Source organism: Streptomyces sp. NPDC058470, from assembly GCF_042721055.1.
GTDB lineage: Bacteria > Actinomycetota > Actinomycetes > Streptomycetales > Streptomycetaceae > Streptomyces.
In genome coordinates this window covers 16,552-37,619 of record NZ_JBHXMF010000067.1, presented here as the reverse complement: position 1 = coordinate 37,619, position 21,068 = coordinate 16,552, and the positions used below count along the sequence as shown (strand labels likewise).

Sequence of the window (21,068 nt, the reverse complement as noted above, 5' to 3'; positions counted from 1 at the left end):
GAGGCGGTAGGGGAAGCTCCCGCCCGTCAGCCGCGCCCCGCCCGGTCCCGCAGATCCTCCAGATCCAGCGCCATCGCGATCCGTACGGCCACGTCCTCCGCGTACGTCGCGTCAGCGCGCTCGAACTGGCTGCGCCCCGCGCCCCGCAGAAACGTCACGACGCCCAGCGTCCGGCCCCGGCTGCGCAGCACCGCGCACAGCGCGTGCACCGAATCCGCCGGCCACTGCCTCGTCACGGCCCACTCCCGGGCCCGCGCGGGCTCCGTCTCCCGCGCACTCGCGCGCACCGAGCCGGCCCGCTCCACACACTGCAAGGCCGGATGCCCGTCCGCATACCGCACCGGCAGCCCCGCCTTACCGCCCGGCATACTCGGCCCGGGCGCCCCGGAGGGCGTGGCGGCGGCCCGTACAAGCCGCACAGGCCCTTCGCCGTCCCCCACCGAACCCCCCGCCACCCGGTCGACCAGCGCGTGATCGGCGAACCCGGCGAGCGAGAAGTCCAGATGTACGGTGGCCGCCTCGGCCGGGTCCTCGCACTCGGCCGCCGCCCGCGCCGCCCGGTGCAACTGGTTGGCCCGGAACCGCAGCAGCGACGCCTCCTGCTCGGTCTGCTTGGCCTCGGTCACGTCCAGGAAGAGCCACCCCACGCCCAGCGGGACGGGTTCCTCGGTGAGCGGCGAGGCGAGTCGCAGGAAACCGCTCCGCCAGCACCGCCGCGTCTCGCCCTCCTGCGTCCGCACGCTCACCCACATCTCGGCGGGAGCGGGCGGCGCGCCCTCGGCCAGCACATGTGTAAGCGCGCTCTCCAGCTCCTCGACGCCCTGGGACAGCAACTCCCCCAGCGGCCGCCCGAGCACCGCCGTACGCCCGATCCCGAGCGCACGGGCCGCGTGCGCGTTCACGACGGCGGGGCGCAGATCCACGTCCACGAGGACCACACCCCAGCTCGCGTCCTCGAACAACGCCTCGCTCAGGGCGATGGACCGCTCCAGATCGATCTGCGCGTGCACCTCACTGAAGGCGCAGTACACCCCGGCGGGCTTCCCGTCGGGCCCGCGCACGGCAGCCGACTGGGTCCGTACGAGCACCCGCCCGCCGTCCTTGGTCAGCAGCGCGAACTCGTTCACCTGCCGGCCGGGCGCCTCCATGGCGGACAGCAGCCGCCCCTCGACCTCCGCCGCGTCGGCGGTCCGCACGGCCCACCCGGCGAACCCCGGCCGCCCCACGGCCTCGGCGGCCGTCCAGCCCAGAATCCGCTCGGCCTCACGATTCCAGTGCGTCACGACGCCATCGGCGTCAAAGGCACACAGCGCCGCGTCCATCCCGTCGAGCAGCGCGGCAAGAAGATCCGAACCATCCCGCTCGGGCTCATCCGGCCCCAGCTCATCGGTGGTCCCACTACGCCGGGAAGCACTCACCTGGACCCCCTGCAGGCTGCGTCCGCACGTACGACGCGACAGTTCGCTCACTCACCCCCCATTCAACTCGAACGTGACCCAGCACACACCTGCTTCCCCAAAGATTGGACGAAATCGTTGTACACCACATTCCCGCGCCACCTGCTCCTGAGCTGCGGCTGCTGGGGTGGCCCAGATAGCACCAAGATCGGCTGCGCGTTCGGGAAATTGGAATTATTCGCACGGATGGGCGTTTTCGAGGGCGTTCGGCTCTCCACAGGCGCTTGATCGCTAGCGTCATATTCACGCTACGAAAGGAGGTCACTCGCTCCTCGGCCGCAAGCCGAAGCCTGTGCCGTGTGACGGACAGGCCGAGTGACCAGCCCAAGTCATCACGATCCGCAAGATCGGGGAGGTGCCCTCGATGACTACGTTTCCTGTGGGCCAGCAGACCCACCCTGGCGTGCTTCCTCAGCGCCAGGCTCTGGAATCCGTGGGAGCAGACACCCCTGGGAGCAGGGACGAAACGGCTCACGGACACCCTGCCACCGCGCGGGGCGCCGGCAGGGAACATGGGCGAGGGGAGACCGACGGGCACGGCACCAGAACCCGTCGGCGTCACGCCGAAACCGCCCCCTCGGGAGCGGAAACGGCAGAGAACGGGAACGGTGACGTTCCCCCGGACGAGCACACCTACGCGGGCGGCATCGGCGCAAGCAGGGTCTTCGTCCTGTCCAACGAGGGACAGCCCCTGATGCCCTGCCACCCCGCCCGCGCACGCGAACTCCTCCGCAAGGGGCGGGCCGTGGTCGCGCGACAGGTCCCCTTCACCATCCGACTGAGAGACCGCACGCTCGCCGAATCGGAAGTCGACGGCGTGCAGTTACGCATCGCCCCGGCTCCAAAGGCACAGGTCTCGCCCTCACCGACGAGAAGAAAGAGACCGACGGGCGCGGCGCCACCGCCACCGTCAGGCGCGGACTGGTCTCCATCGAACTCCAGCACCGGGGCCCCCAGATCCACATGAGCATGCAGCAGCGCGCCGGAAACCGAAACAGGCGACGCCCAGCCAACTGCCGCTACCGACAACCCCGTTCAGACAACCGCACCCACCCACAAGACTGGCTGCCTCCCTCGCTGCGCCATCGCGTCGACACGACTCTGTCCCTGGCGAAGCGCATGTGTCGATACGCACCCATCACCGAGATCCACGTAGAGCGCGCCGCCTTCGACACGCACTCCATGAGCGCGGGAAAGCCCCTCACCAGAGCCGAGTACCAACAGGGCACGCTCGCCGGAACCGAAGCCCGCGTCTACCTCCACGCCAAGTGGAACCGAGCCTGCGCCTACTGCGACGCAATCGGCGTACCGCTGAACATCGACCACCTCCGGCCCCGGAGCCGTGGCGGCTCCGGCCGCATCTCGAACCTCGTCCTCGCCTGCGTTCCCTGCAACCAGGCCAAAGGCAGCACGCCCGTCGCCGTCTTCCTGGCCGACCGGCCCGATCGCCTCGCGAAGATCCTTCAGCAGGCCAAGACGCCACTCCATGACGCCGCAGTCATGAACACGACCCGCTGGCGGCTCACAGCGGCCCTGGAACTGCTAGGCAGACCGATCCACACATGGTCGGGCGGCCGCACCAAGTGGAACCGCACGGCTATGGGGCTCAACAAGACTCACACCTTGGACGCCCTGTCCGTCGGACGCCTGAATCACGAGGACGGCGACGCCATCGTCCGGCTGCCGGAAGAGGTCCTCGTCGCCAAAGCCACCGGGCGCGGCTCATACGCCCGCACCACTCCAGACCGGTTCGGGTTCCCCCGCCTCAGCCGGGCCCGGGTGAAGCAGCACTTCGGGTATGTCACTGGAGATCTCGTACGTGCCAACGTGCCCTCCGGCAAGTGGACAGGCATATGGACGGGGCGTATCTCCGTACGAGCCAGAGGGCAGCACAGTCTCACCACACCGGCAGGGCGCTTCAACGTCTCCCACTGGAACCTACGACTCGTGCAGCGGGGCGACGGATACGGATACTCCACCCGGCGAGAACTCCTGCCACAACCTTTTCGAAAAACCGGTTGAGCCGCGATCGATCGGTTCCTAAAGTGGGCCGCACGCTAAGGAAAAGGAGGTGATCCGGTAGATGTATGACAACCGGACAAGCGAGGTGGCTGCGGGCTAGTAGCCCGTCACCACACCCAGTGCGGTGCCGGACCAGCGCGTGTTCTGTGCGTGCAGCCGGCCCAATCTCCAGCAGTCACCCGACCCGCGGGCTCGCCGGTACGTCCGGCCGGCTCCTTCGCCTCAGGCGGAGGGACCAGAGCTCGCGGGTCGCCTGCGTTCCGTGGTCATCACGCCGGGCTGCTGGCTCCCGCGTGATGACCGGCGGCGTACGGCACAGGGCACAGGGCTCAGTGCGCGATGCCCTCGTAGCCCGCGATCTCCTGGGGGCCGCGGGTGCTGGGGCCGATGTAGCGGGCGGAGGGGCGGACGAGCCGGCCCGTGCGTTTCTGCTCCAGGATGTGGGCGGACCAGCCGGCGGTGCGGGCGCAGGTGAACATCGAGGTGAACATATGCGCCGGGACCTCGGCGAAGTCGAGGACGATGGCGGCCCAGAACTCGACGTTCGTCGCCAGGACGCGGTCCGGGCGGCGGGAGTGGAGTTCGGCGAGGGCGGCCTTCTCCAGGGCTTCGGCGATCTCGAAGCGGGGGGCGCCGAGGTCGCGGGCGGTGCGGCGGAGCACGCGCGCGCGCGGGTCCTCGGCGCGGTAGACGCGGTGGCCGAAGCCCATGAGTCGTTCGCCCTTGTCGAGGGCCTGCCTGACATACCCGTCGGCGTCGCCGGTGCGTTCGATCTCCTCGATCATGCCGAGGACGCGGGAGGGTGCGCCGCCGTGCAGCGGTCCCGACATGGCGCCGACGGCTCCGGAGAGGGCCGCGGCCACATCCGCGCCGGTGGAGGCGATGACGCGGGCGGTGAAGGTGGAGGCGTTCATGCCGTGTTCGGCGGCGGAGGTCCAGTAGGCGTCGACGGCTGCCACGTGCTTGGGGTCCGGTTCGCCGCGCCAGCGGATCATGAAGCGCTCGACGACGGACTGTGCCTTGTCGATCTCGCGCTGCGGGACCATGGCGTTGCCCTGGCCGCGGGCGGACTGGGCGACGTAGGACAGCGCCATGACGGCGGCGCGGGCGAGGTCGTCGCGGGCCTGCTGCTCGTCGATGTCGAGGAGGGGGCGCAGGCCCCACACGGGGGCGAGCATCGCCAGCGCGGACTGTACGTCGACGCGGATGTCGCCGGAGTGGACGGGGATCGGGAACGGCTCGGCGGGCGGCAGGCCGGGGTTGAAGGCTCCGTCGACGAGGAGTCCCCAGACGTTTCCGAAGGAGACGTGACCGACCAGATCCTCGATGTCGACGCCTCGGTACCGGAGAGCGCCGCCCTCCTTGTCCGGTTCGGCGATCTCCGTCTCGAAAGCGACGACTCCCTCGAGTCCGGGTACGAAGTCGGACATCAGGCGGCTCCTCATGATGTGTGCGACGAATGTTTTGGTGTGCGATGAATGCTTTATGGACGGCTCGGGCAGTTCTCGTGACCATATGTCCGTGATGGGTGGCGTACGTCTGGTTCCGCGGTCTCCTCGTGGACTCGCGGTCCTGTACGTCACTTCGGTGATGCCCCGTGCGGTCGGCGGCCACGCGGCCGTTGCGACATGAGCACGATATCTCTGAGTGCCACCTTTGGGGAGGGCGCGCGGCACTCAGTGCCATGCAGATGCCGTTCCGCGATCCGTCACACCCCGCCGGGCGAGGGCGCGGATAGGGCAGGATGACCATGTGACCGACCGTGACCCCACTCTCGACCCCGCCGCGATGCGCGCGCACTACCGGGCCGAGGGGCTCGCCGAGACCGAGCTGGCCGGCCGGCCCATGGAGCAGTTCGCACGCTGGTTCGGTCAGGCCGTGCGGGCCGCGGAGCGGGGGGCGGTGTACGAGCCGAACGCCATGGTGGTGTCCACCGCGGACGCGGAGGGCCGGCCCAGCTCGCGCACGGTGCTGCTGAAGCAGTACGACGAGCAGGGCTTCGTCTTCTACACCAACTACGAGTCCCGCAAGGCCCGCGACCTGGCCGCCAGTCCGTACGTCTCGCTGCTCTTCCCGTGGCACCCGATGGCCCGCCAGGTCATCGTCACGGGCACGGCGCGGCGTACGGGACGCGACGAGACGGCCGCGTACTTCCGGACCCGCCCGCACGGCTCCCAGCTCGGCGCGTGGGCCAGTGTCCAGTCCTCGGTGATCGACTCCCGTGCCCAACTAGACGTCTCTTACGCGGAGTTGAGCGCCCGCTACCCGGAGGGCGAGCAGGTTCCGGTGCCTCCGCACTGGGGCGGCTTCCGGATCGCCCCGCAGACGGTCGAGTTCTGGCAGGGCCGCGAGAACCGGCTGCACGACCGCCTGCGGTACGTGGCGGAGGCGGACGGCAGCTGGAAGGTGGAGCGGCTCAGTCCGTGAGCCACCTCAGGTGAGGATCCCGTCCAGGATTTTGCTCCACTGCGCGACCACCCTCCCCCGTCGCCCTCCGTCGTCGGTGAGCAGGTTGGCGAGGCCGAGGCCCCGGGCCATGTCGAGGAGGCCCTGGACGATCTCCCGTGTCCCCGGGCGGGACTCGTCGGCGGCCAGCAGTTCCACGGCGATCCGGTGGGTCTCGCGGCCGACGCGGGCTTCCAGTTCCGTGACCCTGGGGCGGAGTTGTTCCTCGTTGGAGGCGGCGACCCAGAGGTGGAGGGCGGCGCGGAAGAGGGGGCCGGTGTAGAGGTCGACCAGGGCGGTGACGACCTCGTGGCGGTCGGCGGCGCCCTGGGGGAAGAGGGCGCGCAGGGCTGTGGAGCGTTCCTCGGCGACGTACTCGACGGCCGCCGTGAAGAGGTCCTCGCGGGTCGGGAAGTGGTGCTGGGCGGCGCCCCGGGAGACGCCGGCGCGTTCGGCGACGACGGAAACGGTGGAGCCCGCCCAGCCGTGTTCGGCGAGGCAGGCCACGGCTGCGGCCAGGAGCCGCTGCCGGGTGGCCCGGCTGCGGTCCTGTTTGGGAACGTGCGGCGCACGCACGGCGGCTTCCTTCGCTCCCTCCGGCGCGCTGTCGGTCGTGGTCACACCACCCATGCGGGATCCCGTCTTTCGAGGAAGGCCGTCATTCCCTCGCGGGCCTGAGCGGAGGAGAACAGCCGGGCCGAGAGCGCGGTCAGGTCGGCCGCGTCCCGGTCGAAGGCCTCCAGCACCCTAGCCGTGAGCAGCGCCTTCGTCTCGGCGAGACCTTGCGGGGACGACCGGCGCAGTCCGTCCAGGACGGGCGCCAGGGTTACGTCGACATCGTCGCCGGCCGTCGTCAGGAGCCCGGTGCGGACGGCCTCGGTGGCGTCGAAGCGTTCGCCGGTGAGGTAGTAGCGGGCGAGGGCGCGGGGGTCGGCGCGGGGCAGGATCGGGAGGGAGATGACGGCGGGGGCGACGCCGATGCGTACCTCCGTGAAGGCGAAGGTGGCCTCCAGGGAGGCGGCCGCGATGTCGCAGGCGCCGAGCAGGCCGAGGCCGCCCGCACGTACGTGTCCGGTCACCCGGGCCACCACCGGCTTGGGCAGTGCGACGAGCTGCCGCAGCAGTGCGACGAGGGCGTCCGGGTGCGAGGGGTCGCGCAGGTCCGCGCCCGCGCTGAAGGTGTTCCCGGTGTGGGTGAGGACGATCGCGCGTACGTCGCTGTCCTTGCCGCAGTGGGTGAGGGCGTCCGCGAGTTCGCCCACGAGTGCCGCCGACAGGGCGTTGCGGTTGGCGGGTGAGTCGAGGGTGAGGGTGGTGACGGCGCGGTCGTGTGCCGTGTGCACAAGGGTCACTGGAGCTCCCGGAGTTGGCGGCGAAGGATCTTCCCGGAGGCCGCTCGGGGCACGCCCTCGATGAAGGTGACCTCGCGGACCCTCTTGTACGGGGCGACGCGTTCGGCGACGTACATCATGACCTCTCCTTCGGAGAGGTCGGTGGCGGACGGCTGACGCACCACGTACGCGCGTGGCACCTCGTTCCTGTCCTCGTTGTAGACGCCGATGACGGCGGCGTCGGCTATGCCGGGGTGGGTGAGCAGCAGGGCTTCGAGTTCGGCGGGGGCGACCTGGAAGCCCTTGTACTTGATGAGTTCCTTGACGCGGTCGATGACGAAGAGCCAGCCGTCGGCGTCGATGTAGCCGACGTCTCCGGTGTGCAGCCAGCCTTCCGGGTCGATCATCGCGGCGGTGGCGTCGGGCTGCCCGAGGTAGCCCTTCATGACCTGGGGTCCGCGGATGGCGATCTCGCCCGCCTCGCCGACTTCCAGGTCCTCGGCGGGGTCGTCGAGGGACAGGATGCGCATCTCCGTGCCGGCGATGAGCTTGCCGACGGTCCCGGGGGGCGGGTTTTCGGCGCCCAGGGGGACGACGAGGGCGCCGGGCGAGAGTTCTGTCATGCCGTACGCCTGGCCGATGGGCGGCAGGCCGAGCCGTCGTGAACAGGCGGCTGCCAGAGCGGCGTCCAGGGGGGCCGCCGAGCTGATGATGTACTTCAGGGACGACAGGTCGTACTGCGCGACGGCCGGGTGCTTCGCGAGGGCGAGGACGATCGGCGGGGCCACGTACAGGGCGTTGATGTGGTGCTTCTGGATGGCCGCGAGGAAGGTTTCGAGGTCGAAGCGGGGGAGGACGACGACCGTAGCGCCATGCTTGAGGGGCGCGTTCATGAGGGCCGTCAGCCCGTAGACGTGGAAGAAGGGCAACACCGCGAGGATGCGGTCGCCGGGGCCCATCGGGACGGACTGCCGGAGCTGCGCGAGGTTGGTGGCGATGGACCGGTGGGTGAGCATCACCCCCTTGGGGATGCCGGTGGTGCCCGAGGAGTACGGGAGGGCCGCGACGTCCTCCACGGGGTCGATGTCGATCTGCGGTTCGGGCGCCTCGGATTCCAGCAGGTCCATCAGTGAGCGTTGTCCGGGCGCCTGGTCGCAGACGAAGATCTCCCGTACGCCGCCCGCGAGTTCGGCGGCCTGGCGTGCCGTCTCCAGGAGGGGCGAGACGGTCACGATCCACCTCGCGGCGCAGTCGCGGAGCTGCTTGGCGAACTCCTCGGGTGTGGAGAGCGGGTGCACGGTCGTGACCGAGGCCCCCGCGCGCGTGGCCGCGTAGAAGGCCGTCGGGAAGGCGATGGTGTTCGGGCTGTGCAGGGCCAGTACGTCGCCCTTGCTGACGCCCGCCTCGGCGAACCCGGCGGCCAGTCGGCGGTGGAACACGTCGAGTTGGCCGTAGGTGAGCGTGGTGCCGTCGACCCCGTCGATGAGCGCGGGTGTGTCACCGCGTTCGGCGGCGCGGCCGAGGACCGCGTCGTGGATGGGTTCCTCGACGGCCGGGACGTCTTCGTACGGGCTGCGGAACACGGTTCCTCCTGGCGACGACTGGGCGACTGGCATCCCATTGCCTAGCACGGCTCAGTAAGACTTGGGCAGGCCGAGGGTCTGGTGGGAGATGTAGTTGAGGACCATCTCCCTGCTGACCGGTGCGATACGGGCCACGCGCGAGGCCGTGATCAGCGAGGCGAGGCCGAACTCGCGGGTGAGGCCGTTGCCGCCGAGGGTGTGCACGGCCTGGTCGACGGCCTTCACACAGGCTTCTCCGGCCGCGTACTTGGCCATGTTGGCGGCCTCTCCCGCGCCGACGTCGTCGCCCGCGTCGTACAGGTGGGCCGCCTTCTGCATCATCAGGCGGGCGAGTTCGAGCTCGATGTGGGCCTGCGCGAGGGGGTGTGCGATGGCCTGGTGGGCGCCGATGGGGTCCTTCCAGACGGTGCGTTCCTTGGCGTAGGCGATCGCCACGGAGAGGGCGTAGCGGCCCATGCCGATCGCGAACGCGGCCGTCATGACGCGCTCGGGATTGAGGCCCGCGAAGAGCTGGAGCAGGCCCGCGTCCTCGTCGCCGACGAGTGCGTCGGCGGGCAGCGTCACGTCGTCCAGCGTGAGCTCGAACTGCTTCTCCGCGCCGTGGAGTTCCATGTCGATCTGCCGCCGCCCGAAGCCTTCGGCGTCGCGCGGGACGATGAACAGGCAGGGCTTGAGGCGGCCGGTGCGCGCGTCCTCCGTACGGCCCACGATGAGGGTGGCATCGGCGACGTCCACTCCGGAGATGAACACCTTGCGGCCGTTGAGGACCCATGCGTCGCCGTCGCGGCGGGCGGTGGTGGTGATGCGGTGGGAGTTGGAGCCCGCGTCGGGTTCGGTGATGCCGAAGGCCATGGTGCGGGTGCCGTCGGCGAGGCCGGGAAGCCACTCCTGTTTCTGCGAGTCCGTGCCGAAGCGGGCGATCACCGTGCCGCAGATCGCCGGTGACACGACCATCATCAGCAGGGGGCAGCCGGCTGCACCCAACTCCTCCAGGACGATGGAGAGTTCGGAGATACCGCCGCCTCCGCCGCCGTAGGCCTCCGGCAGGTTGACGCCGAGGTAGCCGAGCTTGGCCGCCTCGGACCAGAGTTCGTCGGGGTGGGCGCCGTCGGCGATGACCTTGTTGATGTAGTCGCGGCCGTAGCGTTTGCCGAGCGCGGCCACGGCTGCTCGGAGGGCTGTGTGCTCGTCGGTCTCTGCTATCGGGCTCATGGGGTCTCCTGGAGGGTGCGGCGGGGTCGTGGCTGGTCGCGCGGGCGGCCCTAGGTCCTGTCGTCACGTTCCCGTCGTCGCCCGGAGGGCGGCCTCGCGCCCGCTGCGGCAGCAGCCTGTGTCGCAGTAGGTGCGTGCTCTCGGTGTGCCGGGCGTGGACCCTCGTACTGGACGTACTTGGGTCTGCGCCCGGCGCGGCGAGAGGGCGTGCATGGCGCCGCGAGGCAGACGGGAATGTGACGACAGGGCCTAAAGGGGTTCGTCCGGCTCGACCACGGCCAGAAGGGTGCCGACCTCGACCTGCTGGCCCGGGGCGGCGTGAAGGGCACTGAGCGTGCCTGTGGCGGGCGCGGAGATCTTGTGCTCCATCTTCATCGCCTCCAGCCAGACGAGGGGCTGTCCGGCCGTCACGGCGGCTCCGGCTGCCAGGCCTTCGGCGACGCGGACGACGGTCCCCGGCATGGGGGCCAGGAGCGAGCCGGGCGCCTGCTGGGCGGCGGGGTCGGGGAAGCGGGGCAGCGCGGTGAGGGTGGTGGGGCCGACGTGGATCCGGTCGCCGTAGCGGCTGACCTCGAACTTGCGCCGTACGCCGTCGATTTCGAGTACGACGCGATCGGCGGCGGCGTGCACGACGCGTACCCCTTCGGCGGTGAGGCCGTCGCGGGTGTGCCGGTAGTGGACCTCGTGCTCGGTGCCGTCGACGAGGTAGCGCTTGGTCTGCGGCTGGGAGGGCAGGTTGCGCCAGCCGCCGCCGAACCGGGAGCGACCGTGCGCGTCGGAGAGGGCCGCGGCGAGGGGCGCGTACGGGTCCGGGGCCGCCCCGGTGAGCTCCTCCAGGTGGCGCTCGTAGAAGCCGGTGTCCATCCGCTCCGACACGAACTCCTCGTGCCGCAGGGACCGTACGAGAAGGTCCCTGTTGGTGACGGGGCCGTGGATGCTCGCCCGCTCCAGGGCGCCGGACAGCTTGCGGAGGGCTTCCGCGCGCGTGGGGGCGTGGGCGACGGCCTTGGCGAGCATCGGGTCGTAGTGGATGCCGATGGGGTCGCCGTCGGTGTAGCCGGTGTCCAGGCGGATGCCTTCGGGGACGGCGAGACGGTGCAGGGTGCCGGTCTGCGGGGCCCAGGCGCGGGCCGGGTCCTCGGCGTAGAGGCGGGCCTCGATGGCGTGGCCACGCGCGCGTGGAGGCTCCTTCTCGAGTACGGCGCCCTCGGCGACCTGGAGCTGGAGCGCCACGAGGTCGATGCCGAAGACGGCTTCCGTGACGGGGTGTTCGACCTGGAGGCGGGTGTTCATCTCCAGGAAGTGGGCCTTGCCGTCGGCGATCAGGAACTCGACGGTGCCCGCGCCCACGTAGTCGACGGCGCGCGCGGCACGCACGGCCAGCTCGTGGAGCTCCGCCACCAGCACGGGTGCGAGGCCGGGCGCCGGCGACTCCTCGATCACCTTCTGATGGCGCCGCTGGAGCGAGCAGTCGCGGGTGCCGAGCGCCCACACGATGCCGTGCGTGTCGGCCAGGATCTGCACCTCGACGTGCCGGCCGCCCTCCACGTACGGCTCGACGAAGACCTCCCCGTCGCCGAAGGCACTGAGGGCCTCGGCGCGGGCGGCCGTCAACTCGGCGTCCAGGTCCACGAGTTCCCGTACGACGCGCATACCGCGCCCGCCGCCGCCCGCGGCCGCCTTCACCAGCACGGGGAGGTCCCCCTCCGTCACCGTCGACAGGGGTTCGAGTCCCATCAGCTTCTTGGCGCGCGTCTTCGACGCCATCGCCTCGATCGCCTCGGGCGGCGGTCCGATCCAGAGGAGCCCGGCGTCGAGCACGGCCCGCGCGAAGTCGGCGTTCTCGGAGAGGAATCCGTACCCGGGGTGCACGGCGTCCGCGCCGGCGCTCAGGGCCGCCTTCACGATCAGGTCGCCGCGCAGATACGTCTCCGAGGGCGCCGCACCCGGCAGCCGTACCGCCGCGTCGGCCACGCGCGCGTGGAGGGCGTTCTCGTCGGCGTCCGAGAACACGGCGACCGTCCGGACTCCCAACTCACCACAGGTGCGGAAGACGCGGCAGGCGATCTCGCCACGGTTGGCGACAAGGAGCGTCGAAATCACGGGGTCCGCCAAGTCCACTGAATGCATTGGCTTCACTGGGTTCATTGGGTATCTCACATCCGGAAGACGCCGAAGCCACCGCGCGCGCCCTCGTAGGGCGCCGTGTGGATCGCGGACAGGCACATGCCGAGGACGGTGCGGGTGTCGCGCGGGTCGATGACCCCGTCGTCGTACAGCCGCCCCGACAGGAACATCGGCAGCGACTCGGACTCGATCTGCTGCTCCACCATGGCGCGCAGCCCGGCGTCGGCGTCATCGTCGTACGGCTGTCCCTTGGCGGCGGCCGACTGCCGGGCGACGATCGAGAGGACGCCGGCGAGCTGCTGGGGGCCCATGACGGCGGACTTGGCGCTGGGCCAGGCGAAGAGGAAGCGCGGGTCGTAGGCGCGCCCGCACATGCCGTAGTGGCCCGCTCCGTAGGAGGCACCCATCAGCACGGAGAGGTGGGGTACGCGGCTGTTGCTCACCGCGTTGATCATCATCGCGCCGTGCTTGATGATGCCGCCCTGCTCGTACTCCTTGCCGACCATGTAACCGGTGGTGTTGTGCAGGAAGAGGAGCGGGATGTCGCGCTGGTTGGCGAGCTGGATGAACTGGGCGGCCTTCTGCGACTCGGCGCTGAAGAGCACTCCCTGGGCGTTGGCGAGGATGCCGACGGGATAGCCGTGCAGGGTCGCCCAGCCGGTGGTGAGGCTCGTCCCGTAGAGGGGCTTGAACTCGTCGAAGTCGGAGCCGTCGACGAGGCGGGCGACGACCTCGCGCGGGTCGAAGGGGTGCCTCAGGTCTCCCGGGACGGTCCCCAGGAGCTCGTCCTCGTCGTACTTCGGCGGTGCGGCCGGGCCCGGATCGACGTACGCCTTGCGGTGGTTGAGGCGGGCCACCACGCGCCGGGTCTGCCGGATCGCGTCCTGCTCGTCGACGGCGAAGTAGTCCGCGAGCCCCGACACGCGCGCGTGCATCTCGGCGCCGCCCAGCGACTCGTCGTCGCTTTCCTCACCGGTGGCCATCTTCACCAGCGGCGGCCCGCCCAGGAAGACCTTCGCCCGCTCCTTGACCATGATCACGTGGTCGGACATACCAGGGATGTACGCGCCTCCGGCGGTGGAGTTCCCGAACACGACGGCCACGGTCGGGATTCCGGCCGCCGACAGCCGCGTGAGGTCGCGGAAGATCGCGCCCCCGGGGATGAAGATCTCCTTCTGGGACGGCAGGTCGGCGCCGCCGGACTCGACGAGGCTGATGCAGGGCAGCCGGTTGGCGAGGGCGATGTCATTGGCCCGCAGGGCCTTCTTCAGACTCCACGGGTTGCTGGCACCGCCGCGCACGGTCGGGTCGTTCGCCGTGATCAGGCACTCCACGCCCTCGACGACACCGATCCCGGTGACCAGCGAGGCACCGACCGCGAAGTCACTCCCCCAGGCCGCGAGCGGCGACAGCTCAAGGAATGGTGTGTCGGGGTCCACGAGCAGTTCGATGCGCTCGCGGGCGAGCAACTTGCCCCGCTTGCGATGCCGGGCGACGTACTTCTCGCCGCCGCCCGCGAGAGCCTTGGCGTGCTCGGTGTCCAGCTCCGTGAGCTTGCTGAGCATGGCCTCGCGGTTGGCGGCGTAGTCGGGGCTCCGCGTGTCGAGCGCCGAGGAGATGACGGTCACAGGAGCGTCTCCGGGATGTCGAGGTGGCGGGAGCGGAGCCATTCGCCCAGCGCCTTGGCCTGGGGGTCGAAACGGGCCTGCGAGGCCACGCCCTCGCCGAGGATTCCCTCGACGACGAAGTTGAGGGCGCGCAGGTTCGGCAGCACATGGCGTACGACGGTCAGGTCGGCCGTCTCCGGGAGGAGTTCGCGGAACCGGTCGACCGTGAGGGTGTGCGCTAGCCATCGCCAGGCCGCGTCCGTACGGACCCACACACCGACGTTCGCGTTGCCGCCCTTGTCGCCGCTGCGGGCTCCGGCGACGAGTCCGAGGGGGGCGCGGCGGGTGGGTTCCACCGACGGTGACGGCGAGGGCGACGGTGACGGCGACGGTGACGGCGACGGCTCGGGCAGGGGCGGTTCCGTCGCGTCTTCGTATCCTTCGGGTCCTTCGGGTCCTTCGGGTCCTTCGGGTCCTTCGAGTCCTTCGAGTCCTTCGAGTCCTTCGAGTACGAGGGTTTCGTGGGCCGGGGCCACAGGGATGCGGCGTCCGTCGTGGAGGACGGCCACATGGTCCACGTCGCCATGGGGGACGTACACATCCTCGAAGACCCCATAGGGGGCGCCCGTCCCAGGTGGAGCCATCACATGGAATCCGGGGTAGCCGGAGAGGGCGAGTTCGATGGCGGCGCCGCTGAACGTCCGGCCCACCGCGTGCTGGTCGGGGTCCCGTACGACGAGCCGGAGGAACGCGCTCGCGGTCTCCTCGGTGAGGGCATCGGGGTGATCGGTGCGGGCGAGTTCCCAACGCACGTCGGCGGGGCGGGACTTGGCCGAGGCCAGCGCGGTGTCCATCTGGTCCCGGACGAGGGCGGCCTTCGCCTCGATGTCGAGCCCCGTCAGCACGAACACGACCTCGTTGCGGAAGCCGCCGAGCCGGTTGAGGCCGACCTTGAGGGTGGGGGGCGGCGCCTCGCCGCGCACGCCGTCGATCCGTACCCGGTCGGGGCCCTGTTGGGTCAGCCTGACGGTGTCGAGCCGGGCGGTGACGTCGGGCCCCGCGTACCGGGCGCCCGACGTCTCGTACAGGAGCTGCGCGGTGACCGTGCCGAGGTCGACGAGTCCGCCGGTGCCGTCGTGCTTGGTGATGACACTCGTGCCGTCCTCGTGGAGTTCGGCGAGCGGGAAACCGGGGTGGCGGAGAACAGCGGGGTCGTGCTCGGCGAAGAAGGCGTAGTTGCCGCCGGTGGCCTGGGCGCCGCACTCCAGGACGTGCCCGGCGACCACGGCGCCGGCAAGCCGGTCGTACTCCCTCGGCCCCCAGCCGAAGTGGGCCACGGCGGGCCCGGTGACCAGCGCCGCGTCCGTCACCCGCCCGGTGACGACGATGTCCGCGCCCTCGCGCAGACAGGCGGCGATTCCGGCGCCGCCGAGGTAGGCGTGCGCGGCGAGGCTCTCCGGATACCTGGATCCGAGTTCGTCGCCCTCGACATGCGCGACCCGTACCGGGATGCCGAGCCGGTCCGCCAACTCCCGTACGGAGTCGGCGAGTCCGGCCGGGTTGAGACCACCGGCGTTCGCGACGACACGTACGCCACGCTCGTGCGCGAGGCCGAGGCACTCCTCCAACTGGCCCAGGAAGGTCTTGGCGTATCCGCGCCGGGGGTCCTTCAGGCGGTCCCGCCCCAGGATGAGCATGGTCAGCTCAGCGAGGTAGTCGCCGGTGAGGACGTCCAGTGGGCCGCCGGTGAGCATCTCGCGCATGGCGTCGAAGCGGTCGCCGTAGAAGCCGGAGGCGTTGCCGATACGGAGGGGGGCGACGGTCATCGCGCATCCCCCTTCGGTGAACGCCCGGTACCGGACTTCGGTGAACGGCTGGTACCAGACTTCGGTGCGCGCCCGGCGCCGGACGGCCCCGCGAACGCCTGCGCGATGTGCAGCCACCGGTCGGCGTCGGGCCCTTCCGCCCGTACGGCGAGGTCGGCGCGGTTGGCCCGCTGGGTGACCAGCAGGCAGAAGTCGAGCGCGGGGCCGGTGACACGCTGGGCGGCGTCCGCGGGCCCGTGTGCCCACAACTCCCCCGACGGGCCGACGAGTTCCACGCGGAACTCCTCACTCGGGGCGGCGAGCCCTCGTACCCCGAAGGCGAAGTTCCGTGTCCGCACACCGATGCGCACCACATGCTGGAGCCGGTCCGTAGGTGCGCGCACCACACCCAACGCGTCGGCCACATCCTGTCCATGGGCCCAGGTCTCCATGACGCGCGCGGTGGCCATGGAAGCGGCGGACATGGGCGGCCCGTACCAGGGGAAGCGCACGCCCAGGGGCGCGGCGCGCAGCGCGCGTTCCAGCTCCCCGCGCCCCACACGCCAGGCGCTGAGCAAGCGCGCCGGCGCCACGCGCGCCCCCGTCTCCGCGCCTTCGTCCACGAAGGAACCGGCCGCCGCGAACGCCTTCTCGGTCGCCCGCCCGAACGCCTCCGCGTCCGTCACCGCCAGCAGTGCCGCCTGGTCGGTCCAGCCGAGATGCGCGACCGTGTGGGCGATGCTCCACCCCTCGGCGGGCGTCGGAAGGGCCCAGTCCCCCTCCTCCAACTTCCCCACCAGCTGGTCGAGTTCCTCACTCTCCCGATGCAGATCGTCGATCACGGACGACGGGTCGAACACGATGGCGCTCCCCTCGGGGCACGACGGAGTGCGGGGTGGTGCGGTGTGTTCTGGAGCATGGCAGCGACCATGGAAACAAGCAAGCGTGCTTGCATTATTGATTTACGCCACGCGGTGCGTGTGAGTCATCACTCTCAGCAACAGGTCGAAGTCAACGCCGTGCTGCGTTTCGACCCGGGGAGGCCGTCCCATGGTGAACATCCGCGAACTCGACCCCAGCGCTTCCCCGTTGGACTACTTCGGGAGCGAGTTGCGGCGCTTTCGGGAGTCGGCGGGGCTGAAGCAGGCCCAGTGGCGGCCCGCCTGGAACGGCAGCGGATCCTCGCGCGCGAGAAGCCTCCGCTGGTCTGGGTAGTCCTCGACGAGGCCGTGTCGCACCGGCCGTTCGGCGACCAGCAGGTCATGCGCGAGCGGCTCACGCACCTGTTGAACCTGCGCGACAGGCGCCAGGTGCGCATACAGGTGCTCCCTTTCGCGGCGGGCCAACACCCAGCTACAGCTGGTTCGTTCACCGTTATGCGCTTCGATACGGACCCGGACATCACGTACTCCGAGAACTACGACTCCGGCTGCATGACCGCCAACCCAGACCTCGTCGGGGACTGCTCCCACCGTTACGGTCATCTGCCGGCCGCCGCCCTCTCCGTAGAGGACTCGGCGGCACTGATCGCCCGCGTACGGGAGGAACGCTATGCGGAACAGCCAGGATCTGACGGGCGCGCGGTGGCGTAAGTCGACGTACAGCGGGGGCACCCGCGGCGAGTGCGTCGAGGTCGCCCACCTCACCCCCCACATAGCCGTCCGCGACCCCAAGAACCCCGGTCGCGGGGCCCTTACGGTCACGCCGCAGGCTTTCGCCGCATTCGTGGCGGCGGCAGCCACCGGCGTACTCGACCAGGGACGGTGCGGGTGGGGCGGGCCGGTCACGCGTCGGGGACGTCCGGGGCGTCCCGCACGGCCTGCTCCAGCAAGGCGCCCGCCGCCCAGCGCATGACGTCCTTCGCCTCCTCGGGATCGAGACCGCAGGCGTCCCGGGCGGAGATCACGGCCTCCACTCCGTAGACCAGGGTGACGGCCATGGTGAGCCTGCGGTGCAGTTCGGGCGGCAGGGTGTCGGCGAGCGGCTCCAGGGCGGTACGGGTGAGGTCCAAGCGGGAGCGGCTGCGGATCGGGTGCTGTCCGTCGGGCTCGTCGACACCGGCCGCCTGCTGCTCGAACCAGCGTTCCATCGAGGTCTTCAGCAGGGTCCGCCACAGCGCCTCGTCGCCGAGTTGGGCGTCGGCGGTCCGGGAGACGACCGTGTCGAGGCGTTCCGCCGGGTCCGCGGGCAGGTCGGCGAGGAACTCGGGGCCGCGCACCACGGTCCTGGTCTCCACCACCAGGTCCTGGGGGGTGGAGAAGTACCGGTAGGCAGTGGCCACGGACACCTGGGCCCGCTCGGCGACCTCCGAGATCGTGATCGACCGGCCCTCGCGGATCAGGGCGGCCGCGGCGTCGATGAGCGCCCGCCGGGTCCGCATCTTCTGATTCCGGCGGCCCCCCTCGCTCACCTGGCCCCGCGCGGCGTCCGCGCCGGGCTCACGCGCGTCGACCGCGCCGGGCCCACGCGCGCCGGTCGCGCTTCCGGTGCGCCCCTCCGTCATGCGAGTCGCCTCTATTCGTGAGAGAGTTTTCTCATTACGCTAGCACTGTCTCACCAAACGGGGGCCGCCCGCCTTCGGGCGCGCGGCATGACGAAAGGGGTGGTGCTCCATGAGCGCCATGACACCCGAGGAAATGGAAGCCCTGATCCAGGCCCATGTGGAGGCCGAGGGGAAGGGGGACGCGGAAGCGGCCGTGGCGATGTACACGGACGACATCGAGCACGACGTGGTCGGCTGGCCGGGACCCCCGGCCCGCGGCACGGCGGAGGCGCTGGACCGCTACCGCCAGCTGCTCAAGGACTTCCGGTCCGAGAAGGAAGAGCGCACCCACACGTACTACGGGGAGAACGCCGCGACGGTGGAGGACCTGATCACCGGCGTGGTCACCGGCTCGATGCTGGGCATCCCCGGCAACGGCCGGCGAATCACCTTCCGGCTCCTGCACGTCTTCGAGTTCACGAACGGCCGGATCTCCCGCGAGAACGTCTGGATGGACGGGGCGGTCATCGCCGCACAGCTGACCGCGCCCTAGCCGGCCCGACACCGACGGTTGTCGCCGCGCCCTGGCCGGCCCGGCGACAACCGTCGGCACAAGGAAACCGGCCCTGCCTCAAGCCGTCTTCTCGGCCTCCAGCCCCCGCGCCTTCCCCCGCCCCACCTGCGTCCGCACCGCGCCCATGCTCGCCGCGATGACGAGGGCGATGGCGAGGGCCTGCATGGCGGAGAGGGACTGGTCGAGGATGAGGAAGCCGGCGGTGGCGGCGAGGGCCGGTTCGAGGCTCATGAGGATGGCGAAGGTGGAGGAGGGGAGGCGGCGCAGGGCGAGGAGTTCGAAGGTGTAGGGGAGGACGGAGGAGAGTACGGCCACCGAGGCGCCCAGGGCGAGTGTCGTGGGGGCCAGCAGCTTCGAGCCCGACTCCACGATCCCCAGCGGCAGGAACACCACCGCCGCGACCACCATGGCGAGCGCGAGCCCGTCGGCCTGCGGGAAGCGTCGCCCCGTACGGGCACTGAAAATGATGTACGTCGCCCACATGGCGCCTGCCGACAGGGCGAAGGCGACGCCGAGGGGGTCGAGGCTGCTGAAGCCTCCGCCGCCGAGGAGGAAGACGCCGGCGAGGGCGAGGCCCGCCCAGACGAGGTTCAGGGCGCGACGGGAGGCGAGGACGGAGAGGGCGAGCGGGCCGAGCACTTCGAGGGTGACGGCGGTGCCCAGCGGGATGCGGTCGAGCGACTGGTAGAACAGCCCGTTCATCGCGGCCATCGTGACGCCGAAGACGACGATGGTGCCCCAGTCCGCGCGCGAGTACCCGCGCACCTTGGGCCGGCAGACCACCAGCAGCACGATCGCGGCCACCGCGAGCCGCAGGGTGACGACCCCGAGTGCCCCGGCACGCGGCATCAGCGTCACGGCCAGCGCGCCGCCGAACTGCACCGAGATCCCGCCGGCGAGGACCAGGCCCAGCGGGCCCAGGGCATCCCGTCGCCCGGAGCCCTTCGCGGAACCTTCCGGGGACCCTTCCGCAGAAACGGCTGACGCTGCCGCTGCGGCGACAGCGGGCTCTGCGGTCGCCATGGCCGCTTCAGCGCCGGGGAGGTTCACGGGAGCCGTCCAGGAAGTTCGGGTCGAGGTTCACTGATGATCGTCTATCCTGCTGCACTTGCCAGTCCAGGGTAATGGACTACGTCAGGACTGTGAACCTCTTTTGCCACTGACCGCAAGGTGCGATGGGTCACCCGCGTCGGGCCGTGCATGGGTCACCCGCGTCGGGCCGTGCATGGGTCACCCGCGTCGGGCCGTGCATGGCTCACCCACGTCGGGCCATGCATGCTCACCCACGTCGGGCCATGTAGAGGTCCAGCGCCTTGTGGAGGACTCGGTTGAGGGGGAAGTCCCATTCGCCGAGGTACTCGGCGGCCTCGCCGCCCGCGCCGACCTTGAAGCGGAGGAGACCGAGGAGGTGGTTGGTCTCGTCCAGGGTGTCGGTGATCCCGCGGAAGTCGTAGACGGAGGCGCCGAGTTCGTGGGCGTCGGACATCATGCGCCACTGGATGGCGTTGTTCGGCTGGACCTCACGTTTGCGGCTGGTGGAGGCGCCGTAGGAGTACCAGACGTGTCCGCCGACGGTCAGCATCGTGGCGGCGGCAAGGACGTCGCCGTCGTGGTGGGCGAGGTAGAGGCGCATACGGTCCGGGTCCTCGGCCGTGAGCGCGGCCCACATGCGCTGGAAGTAGGGCAGCGGGCGCGGGATGAAACGGTCGCGCCCGGCCGTCTCCGCGTACAGCTCGTAGAAGGCGGGCAGGTCGTCGTAACCGCCCCGCACCACCTTCACGCCGGCCTTCTCGGCCTTCTTGATGTTGCGCCGCCACTGCTGGTTGAGGCCCTGGTGGATCTCCTCCAACGACCGCCCGGCGAACGGCACCTGGAACACGTACCGCGGCTGCCCGGCCGCGAATCCGTCCTCGCTGTCGGGCTCGGTCCGCCGCCAGCCCATCCGCCGGAGCCGTTCCGCGAGTTCGAAGGCCGCCGGCTCGTACGTCGTCGCCTCCGCGTCTCCCAGCCGCCGCGCCGCCGGATCGGCGATCGCCGCCTTGACCGCGTCCGCACTCCACCGTCGTACGACCACAGGTGGACCCATCTTCACCGAGAACGCGCCCCGCGCCTTGAGGTGGGCCAGCATCGGATCGAGCCAGCGTTCGAGATCCGCCGCGCGCCAGTCGATGACCGGCCCCTCGGGGAGGTACGCGAGATACCGCTTGACCTTCGGCAACGGCCGCAGCAGCACAAGACCCACCCCGACGAGCCGCCCCTCCCCGTCGAACCAGCCCAGACTCTCCGCCCGCCAGTCCGGCTTCACATCACCCCAGGACGGCACCTGCATATGGCTGGCGGACGGACGGGTGCTCACGAACGCCAGATGTTCTTCGCGGGTGATGGCCTGCAGGCGGAGACTCATACGCGGCACTCCTCATGGG

Annotated in this window: 17 protein-coding genes and 1 pseudogene; 5 read left to right on the top strand and 13 right to left on the bottom strand. The window is 70.5% G+C overall.

What is annotated here, in order from left to right; all coding sequences use genetic code 11:
- Positions 1-26 precede the first annotated feature (26 nt).
- On the bottom strand, positions 27-1,418 hold the full coding sequence (locus tag ACFWP7_RS35820) for a PAS domain-containing protein (RefSeq protein WP_384390492.1): 1,392 nt from the start codon (positions 1,416-1,418) through the stop codon (positions 27-29).
- A 403-nt stretch (positions 1,419-1,821) separates the two neighbouring features.
- Between ACFWP7_RS35820 and iscB the strand changes: the two are divergent.
- Positions 1,822-3,479: pseudogene (gene iscB, locus ACFWP7_RS35815) on the top strand (RNA-guided endonuclease IscB).
- A 329-nt stretch (positions 3,480-3,808) separates the two neighbouring features.
- Here the strand turns inward: iscB and ACFWP7_RS35810 are convergent.
- Positions 3,809-4,909, bottom strand: a complete 1,101-nt coding sequence (locus ACFWP7_RS35810; protein WP_384390489.1) for a citrate synthase 2 — start codon at positions 4,907-4,909, stop codon at positions 3,809-3,811.
- A 322-nt stretch (positions 4,910-5,231) separates the two neighbouring features.
- Here ACFWP7_RS35810 and pdxH point away from each other — a divergent pair, with 322 nt between their 5' ends.
- Positions 5,232-5,906, top strand: coding sequence for a pyridoxamine 5'-phosphate oxidase (gene pdxH / locus ACFWP7_RS35805; protein WP_384390487.1), 675 nt, complete (start codon positions 5,232-5,234; stop codon positions 5,904-5,906).
- 6 nt (positions 5,907-5,912) lie between these two features.
- On the opposite strand, the gene ACFWP7_RS35800 is transcribed toward pdxH, so the two are convergent.
- From ACFWP7_RS35800 to ACFWP7_RS35765, 8 genes are all read right to left on the bottom strand, one after another.
- Positions 5,913-6,554 (bottom strand): TetR/AcrR family transcriptional regulator, encoded by a 642-nt coding sequence (locus tag ACFWP7_RS35800; protein ID WP_384390484.1) that lies wholly within the window; start codon positions 6,552-6,554, stop codon positions 5,913-5,915.
- Positions 6,542-7,276, bottom strand: coding sequence for an enoyl-CoA hydratase family protein (locus tag ACFWP7_RS35795; RefSeq protein WP_384390482.1), 735 nt, complete (start codon positions 7,274-7,276; stop codon positions 6,542-6,544). Before ACFWP7_RS35795 ends, ACFWP7_RS35800 begins: the two co-directional genes overlap by 13 nt.
- On the bottom strand, positions 7,273-8,838 hold the full coding sequence (locus ACFWP7_RS35790; protein WP_384390479.1) for a 4-coumarate--CoA ligase family protein: 1,566 nt from the start codon (positions 8,836-8,838) through the stop codon (positions 7,273-7,275). Before ACFWP7_RS35790 ends, ACFWP7_RS35795 begins: the two co-directional genes overlap by 4 nt.
- A 51-nt stretch (positions 8,839-8,889) precedes the next feature.
- Positions 8,890-10,050, bottom strand: a complete 1,161-nt coding sequence (locus ACFWP7_RS35785; protein WP_384390476.1) for an acyl-CoA dehydrogenase family protein — start codon at positions 10,048-10,050, stop codon at positions 8,890-8,892.
- A gap of 249 nt (positions 10,051-10,299) precedes the next feature.
- Positions 10,300-12,153, bottom strand: a complete 1,854-nt coding sequence (locus tag ACFWP7_RS35780; protein WP_384390473.1) for an acetyl/propionyl/methylcrotonyl-CoA carboxylase subunit alpha — start codon at positions 12,151-12,153, stop codon at positions 10,300-10,302.
- A 53-nt stretch (positions 12,154-12,206) separates the two neighbouring features.
- Positions 12,207-13,805 (bottom strand): acyl-CoA carboxylase subunit beta, encoded by a 1,599-nt coding sequence (locus ACFWP7_RS35775; RefSeq protein ID WP_384390471.1) that lies wholly within the window; start codon positions 13,803-13,805, stop codon positions 12,207-12,209.
- A complete protein-coding gene (locus ACFWP7_RS35770) occupies positions 13,802-15,610 on the bottom strand; it encodes an acyclic terpene utilization AtuA family protein (protein WP_384390468.1) in 1,809 nt (602 codons plus the stop codon). Before ACFWP7_RS35770 ends, ACFWP7_RS35775 begins: the two co-directional genes overlap by 4 nt.
- Positions 15,607-16,449 (bottom strand): TIGR03084 family metal-binding protein, encoded by an 843-nt coding sequence (locus ACFWP7_RS35765; RefSeq protein WP_384390465.1) that lies wholly within the window; start codon positions 16,447-16,449, stop codon positions 15,607-15,609. The genes ACFWP7_RS35770 and ACFWP7_RS35765 overlap by 4 nt, the downstream gene beginning before the upstream one ends.
- Positions 16,450-16,740: 291 nt before the next feature.
- Here ACFWP7_RS35765 and ACFWP7_RS35760 point away from each other — a divergent pair, with 291 nt between their 5' ends.
- Both ACFWP7_RS35760 and ACFWP7_RS35755 read left to right on the top strand, forming a co-directional pair.
- Positions 16,741-17,181, top strand: a complete 441-nt coding sequence (locus tag ACFWP7_RS35760) for a DUF5753 domain-containing protein (protein ID WP_384390462.1) — start codon at positions 16,741-16,743, stop codon at positions 17,179-17,181.
- Positions 17,141-17,443, top strand: a complete 303-nt coding sequence (locus ACFWP7_RS35755) for a DUF397 domain-containing protein (protein WP_384390459.1) — start codon at positions 17,141-17,143, stop codon at positions 17,441-17,443. Before ACFWP7_RS35760 ends, ACFWP7_RS35755 begins: the two co-directional genes overlap by 41 nt.
- Here the strand turns inward: ACFWP7_RS35755 and ACFWP7_RS35750 are convergent.
- Complete coding sequence (locus tag ACFWP7_RS35750; protein WP_384390456.1) at positions 17,373-18,092, bottom strand: TetR family transcriptional regulator; 720 nt, start codon at positions 18,090-18,092, stop codon at positions 17,373-17,375. The genes ACFWP7_RS35755 and ACFWP7_RS35750 overlap by 71 nt on opposite strands.
- 109 nt (positions 18,093-18,201) lie before the next feature.
- On the opposite strand from ACFWP7_RS35750, the gene ACFWP7_RS35745 reads away from it, so the two are divergent.
- The gene (locus ACFWP7_RS35745) at positions 18,202-18,624 is read left to right on the top strand and encodes a nuclear transport factor 2 family protein (protein WP_384390454.1); all 423 of its coding nucleotides are present in this window, start codon (positions 18,202-18,204) and stop codon (positions 18,622-18,624) included.
- Positions 18,625-18,702: 78 nt separating this feature from the next.
- Here the strand turns inward: ACFWP7_RS35745 and ACFWP7_RS35740 are convergent, their stop codons facing one another.
- Both ACFWP7_RS35740 and ACFWP7_RS35735 read right to left on the bottom strand, forming a co-directional pair.
- Positions 18,703-19,668 carry a DMT family transporter gene (locus ACFWP7_RS35740; protein WP_384390452.1) on the bottom strand — a complete coding sequence of 322 codons (966 nt, stop codon included), beginning with the start codon at positions 19,666-19,668 and terminating at the stop codon, positions 18,703-18,705.
- Between the two features lie 256 nt (positions 19,669-19,924).
- Entirely contained in the window at positions 19,925-21,049 is a 1,125-nt protein-coding gene (locus tag ACFWP7_RS35735) for a lipid II:glycine glycyltransferase FemX (protein ID WP_384390449.1), read from the bottom strand.
- Between the last annotated feature and the right edge of the window lie 19 nt (positions 21,050-21,068).

What these genes read in the sequence shown, in the direction of transcription:
- ACFWP7_RS35785 (WP_384390476.1), bottom strand. Translation starts at nt 10,050, where the DNA reads ATGAGCCCGATAGCAGAGACCGACGAGCACACAGCCCTCCGAGCAGCC.
- ACFWP7_RS35800 (WP_384390484.1), bottom strand. Translation starts at nt 6,554, where the DNA reads ATGGGTGGTGTGACCACGACCGACAGCGCGCCGGAGGGAGCGAAGGAA.
- ACFWP7_RS35750 (WP_384390456.1), bottom strand. Translation starts at nt 18,092, where the DNA reads ATGACGGAGGGGCGCACCGGAAGCGCGACCGGCGCGCGTGGGCCCGGC.
- ACFWP7_RS35755 (WP_384390459.1), top strand. Translation starts at nt 17,141, where the DNA reads ATGCGGAACAGCCAGGATCTGACGGGCGCGCGGTGGCGTAAGTCGACG.
- ACFWP7_RS35735 (WP_384390449.1), bottom strand. Translation starts at nt 21,049, where the DNA reads ATGAGTCTCCGCCTGCAGGCCATCACCCGCGAAGAACATCTGGCGTTC.
- ACFWP7_RS35740 (WP_384390452.1), bottom strand. Translation starts at nt 19,668, where the DNA reads ATGGCGACCGCAGAGCCCGCTGTCGCCGCAGCGGCAGCGTCAGCCGTT.
- ACFWP7_RS35810 (WP_384390489.1), bottom strand. Translation starts at nt 4,909, where the DNA reads ATGTCCGACTTCGTACCCGGACTCGAGGGAGTCGTCGCTTTCGAGACG.
- ACFWP7_RS35745 (WP_384390454.1), top strand. Translation starts at nt 18,202, where the DNA reads ATGAGCGCCATGACACCCGAGGAAATGGAAGCCCTGATCCAGGCCCAT.
- ACFWP7_RS35770 (WP_384390468.1), bottom strand. Translation starts at nt 15,610, where the DNA reads ATGACCGTCGCCCCCCTCCGTATCGGCAACGCCTCCGGCTTCTACGGC.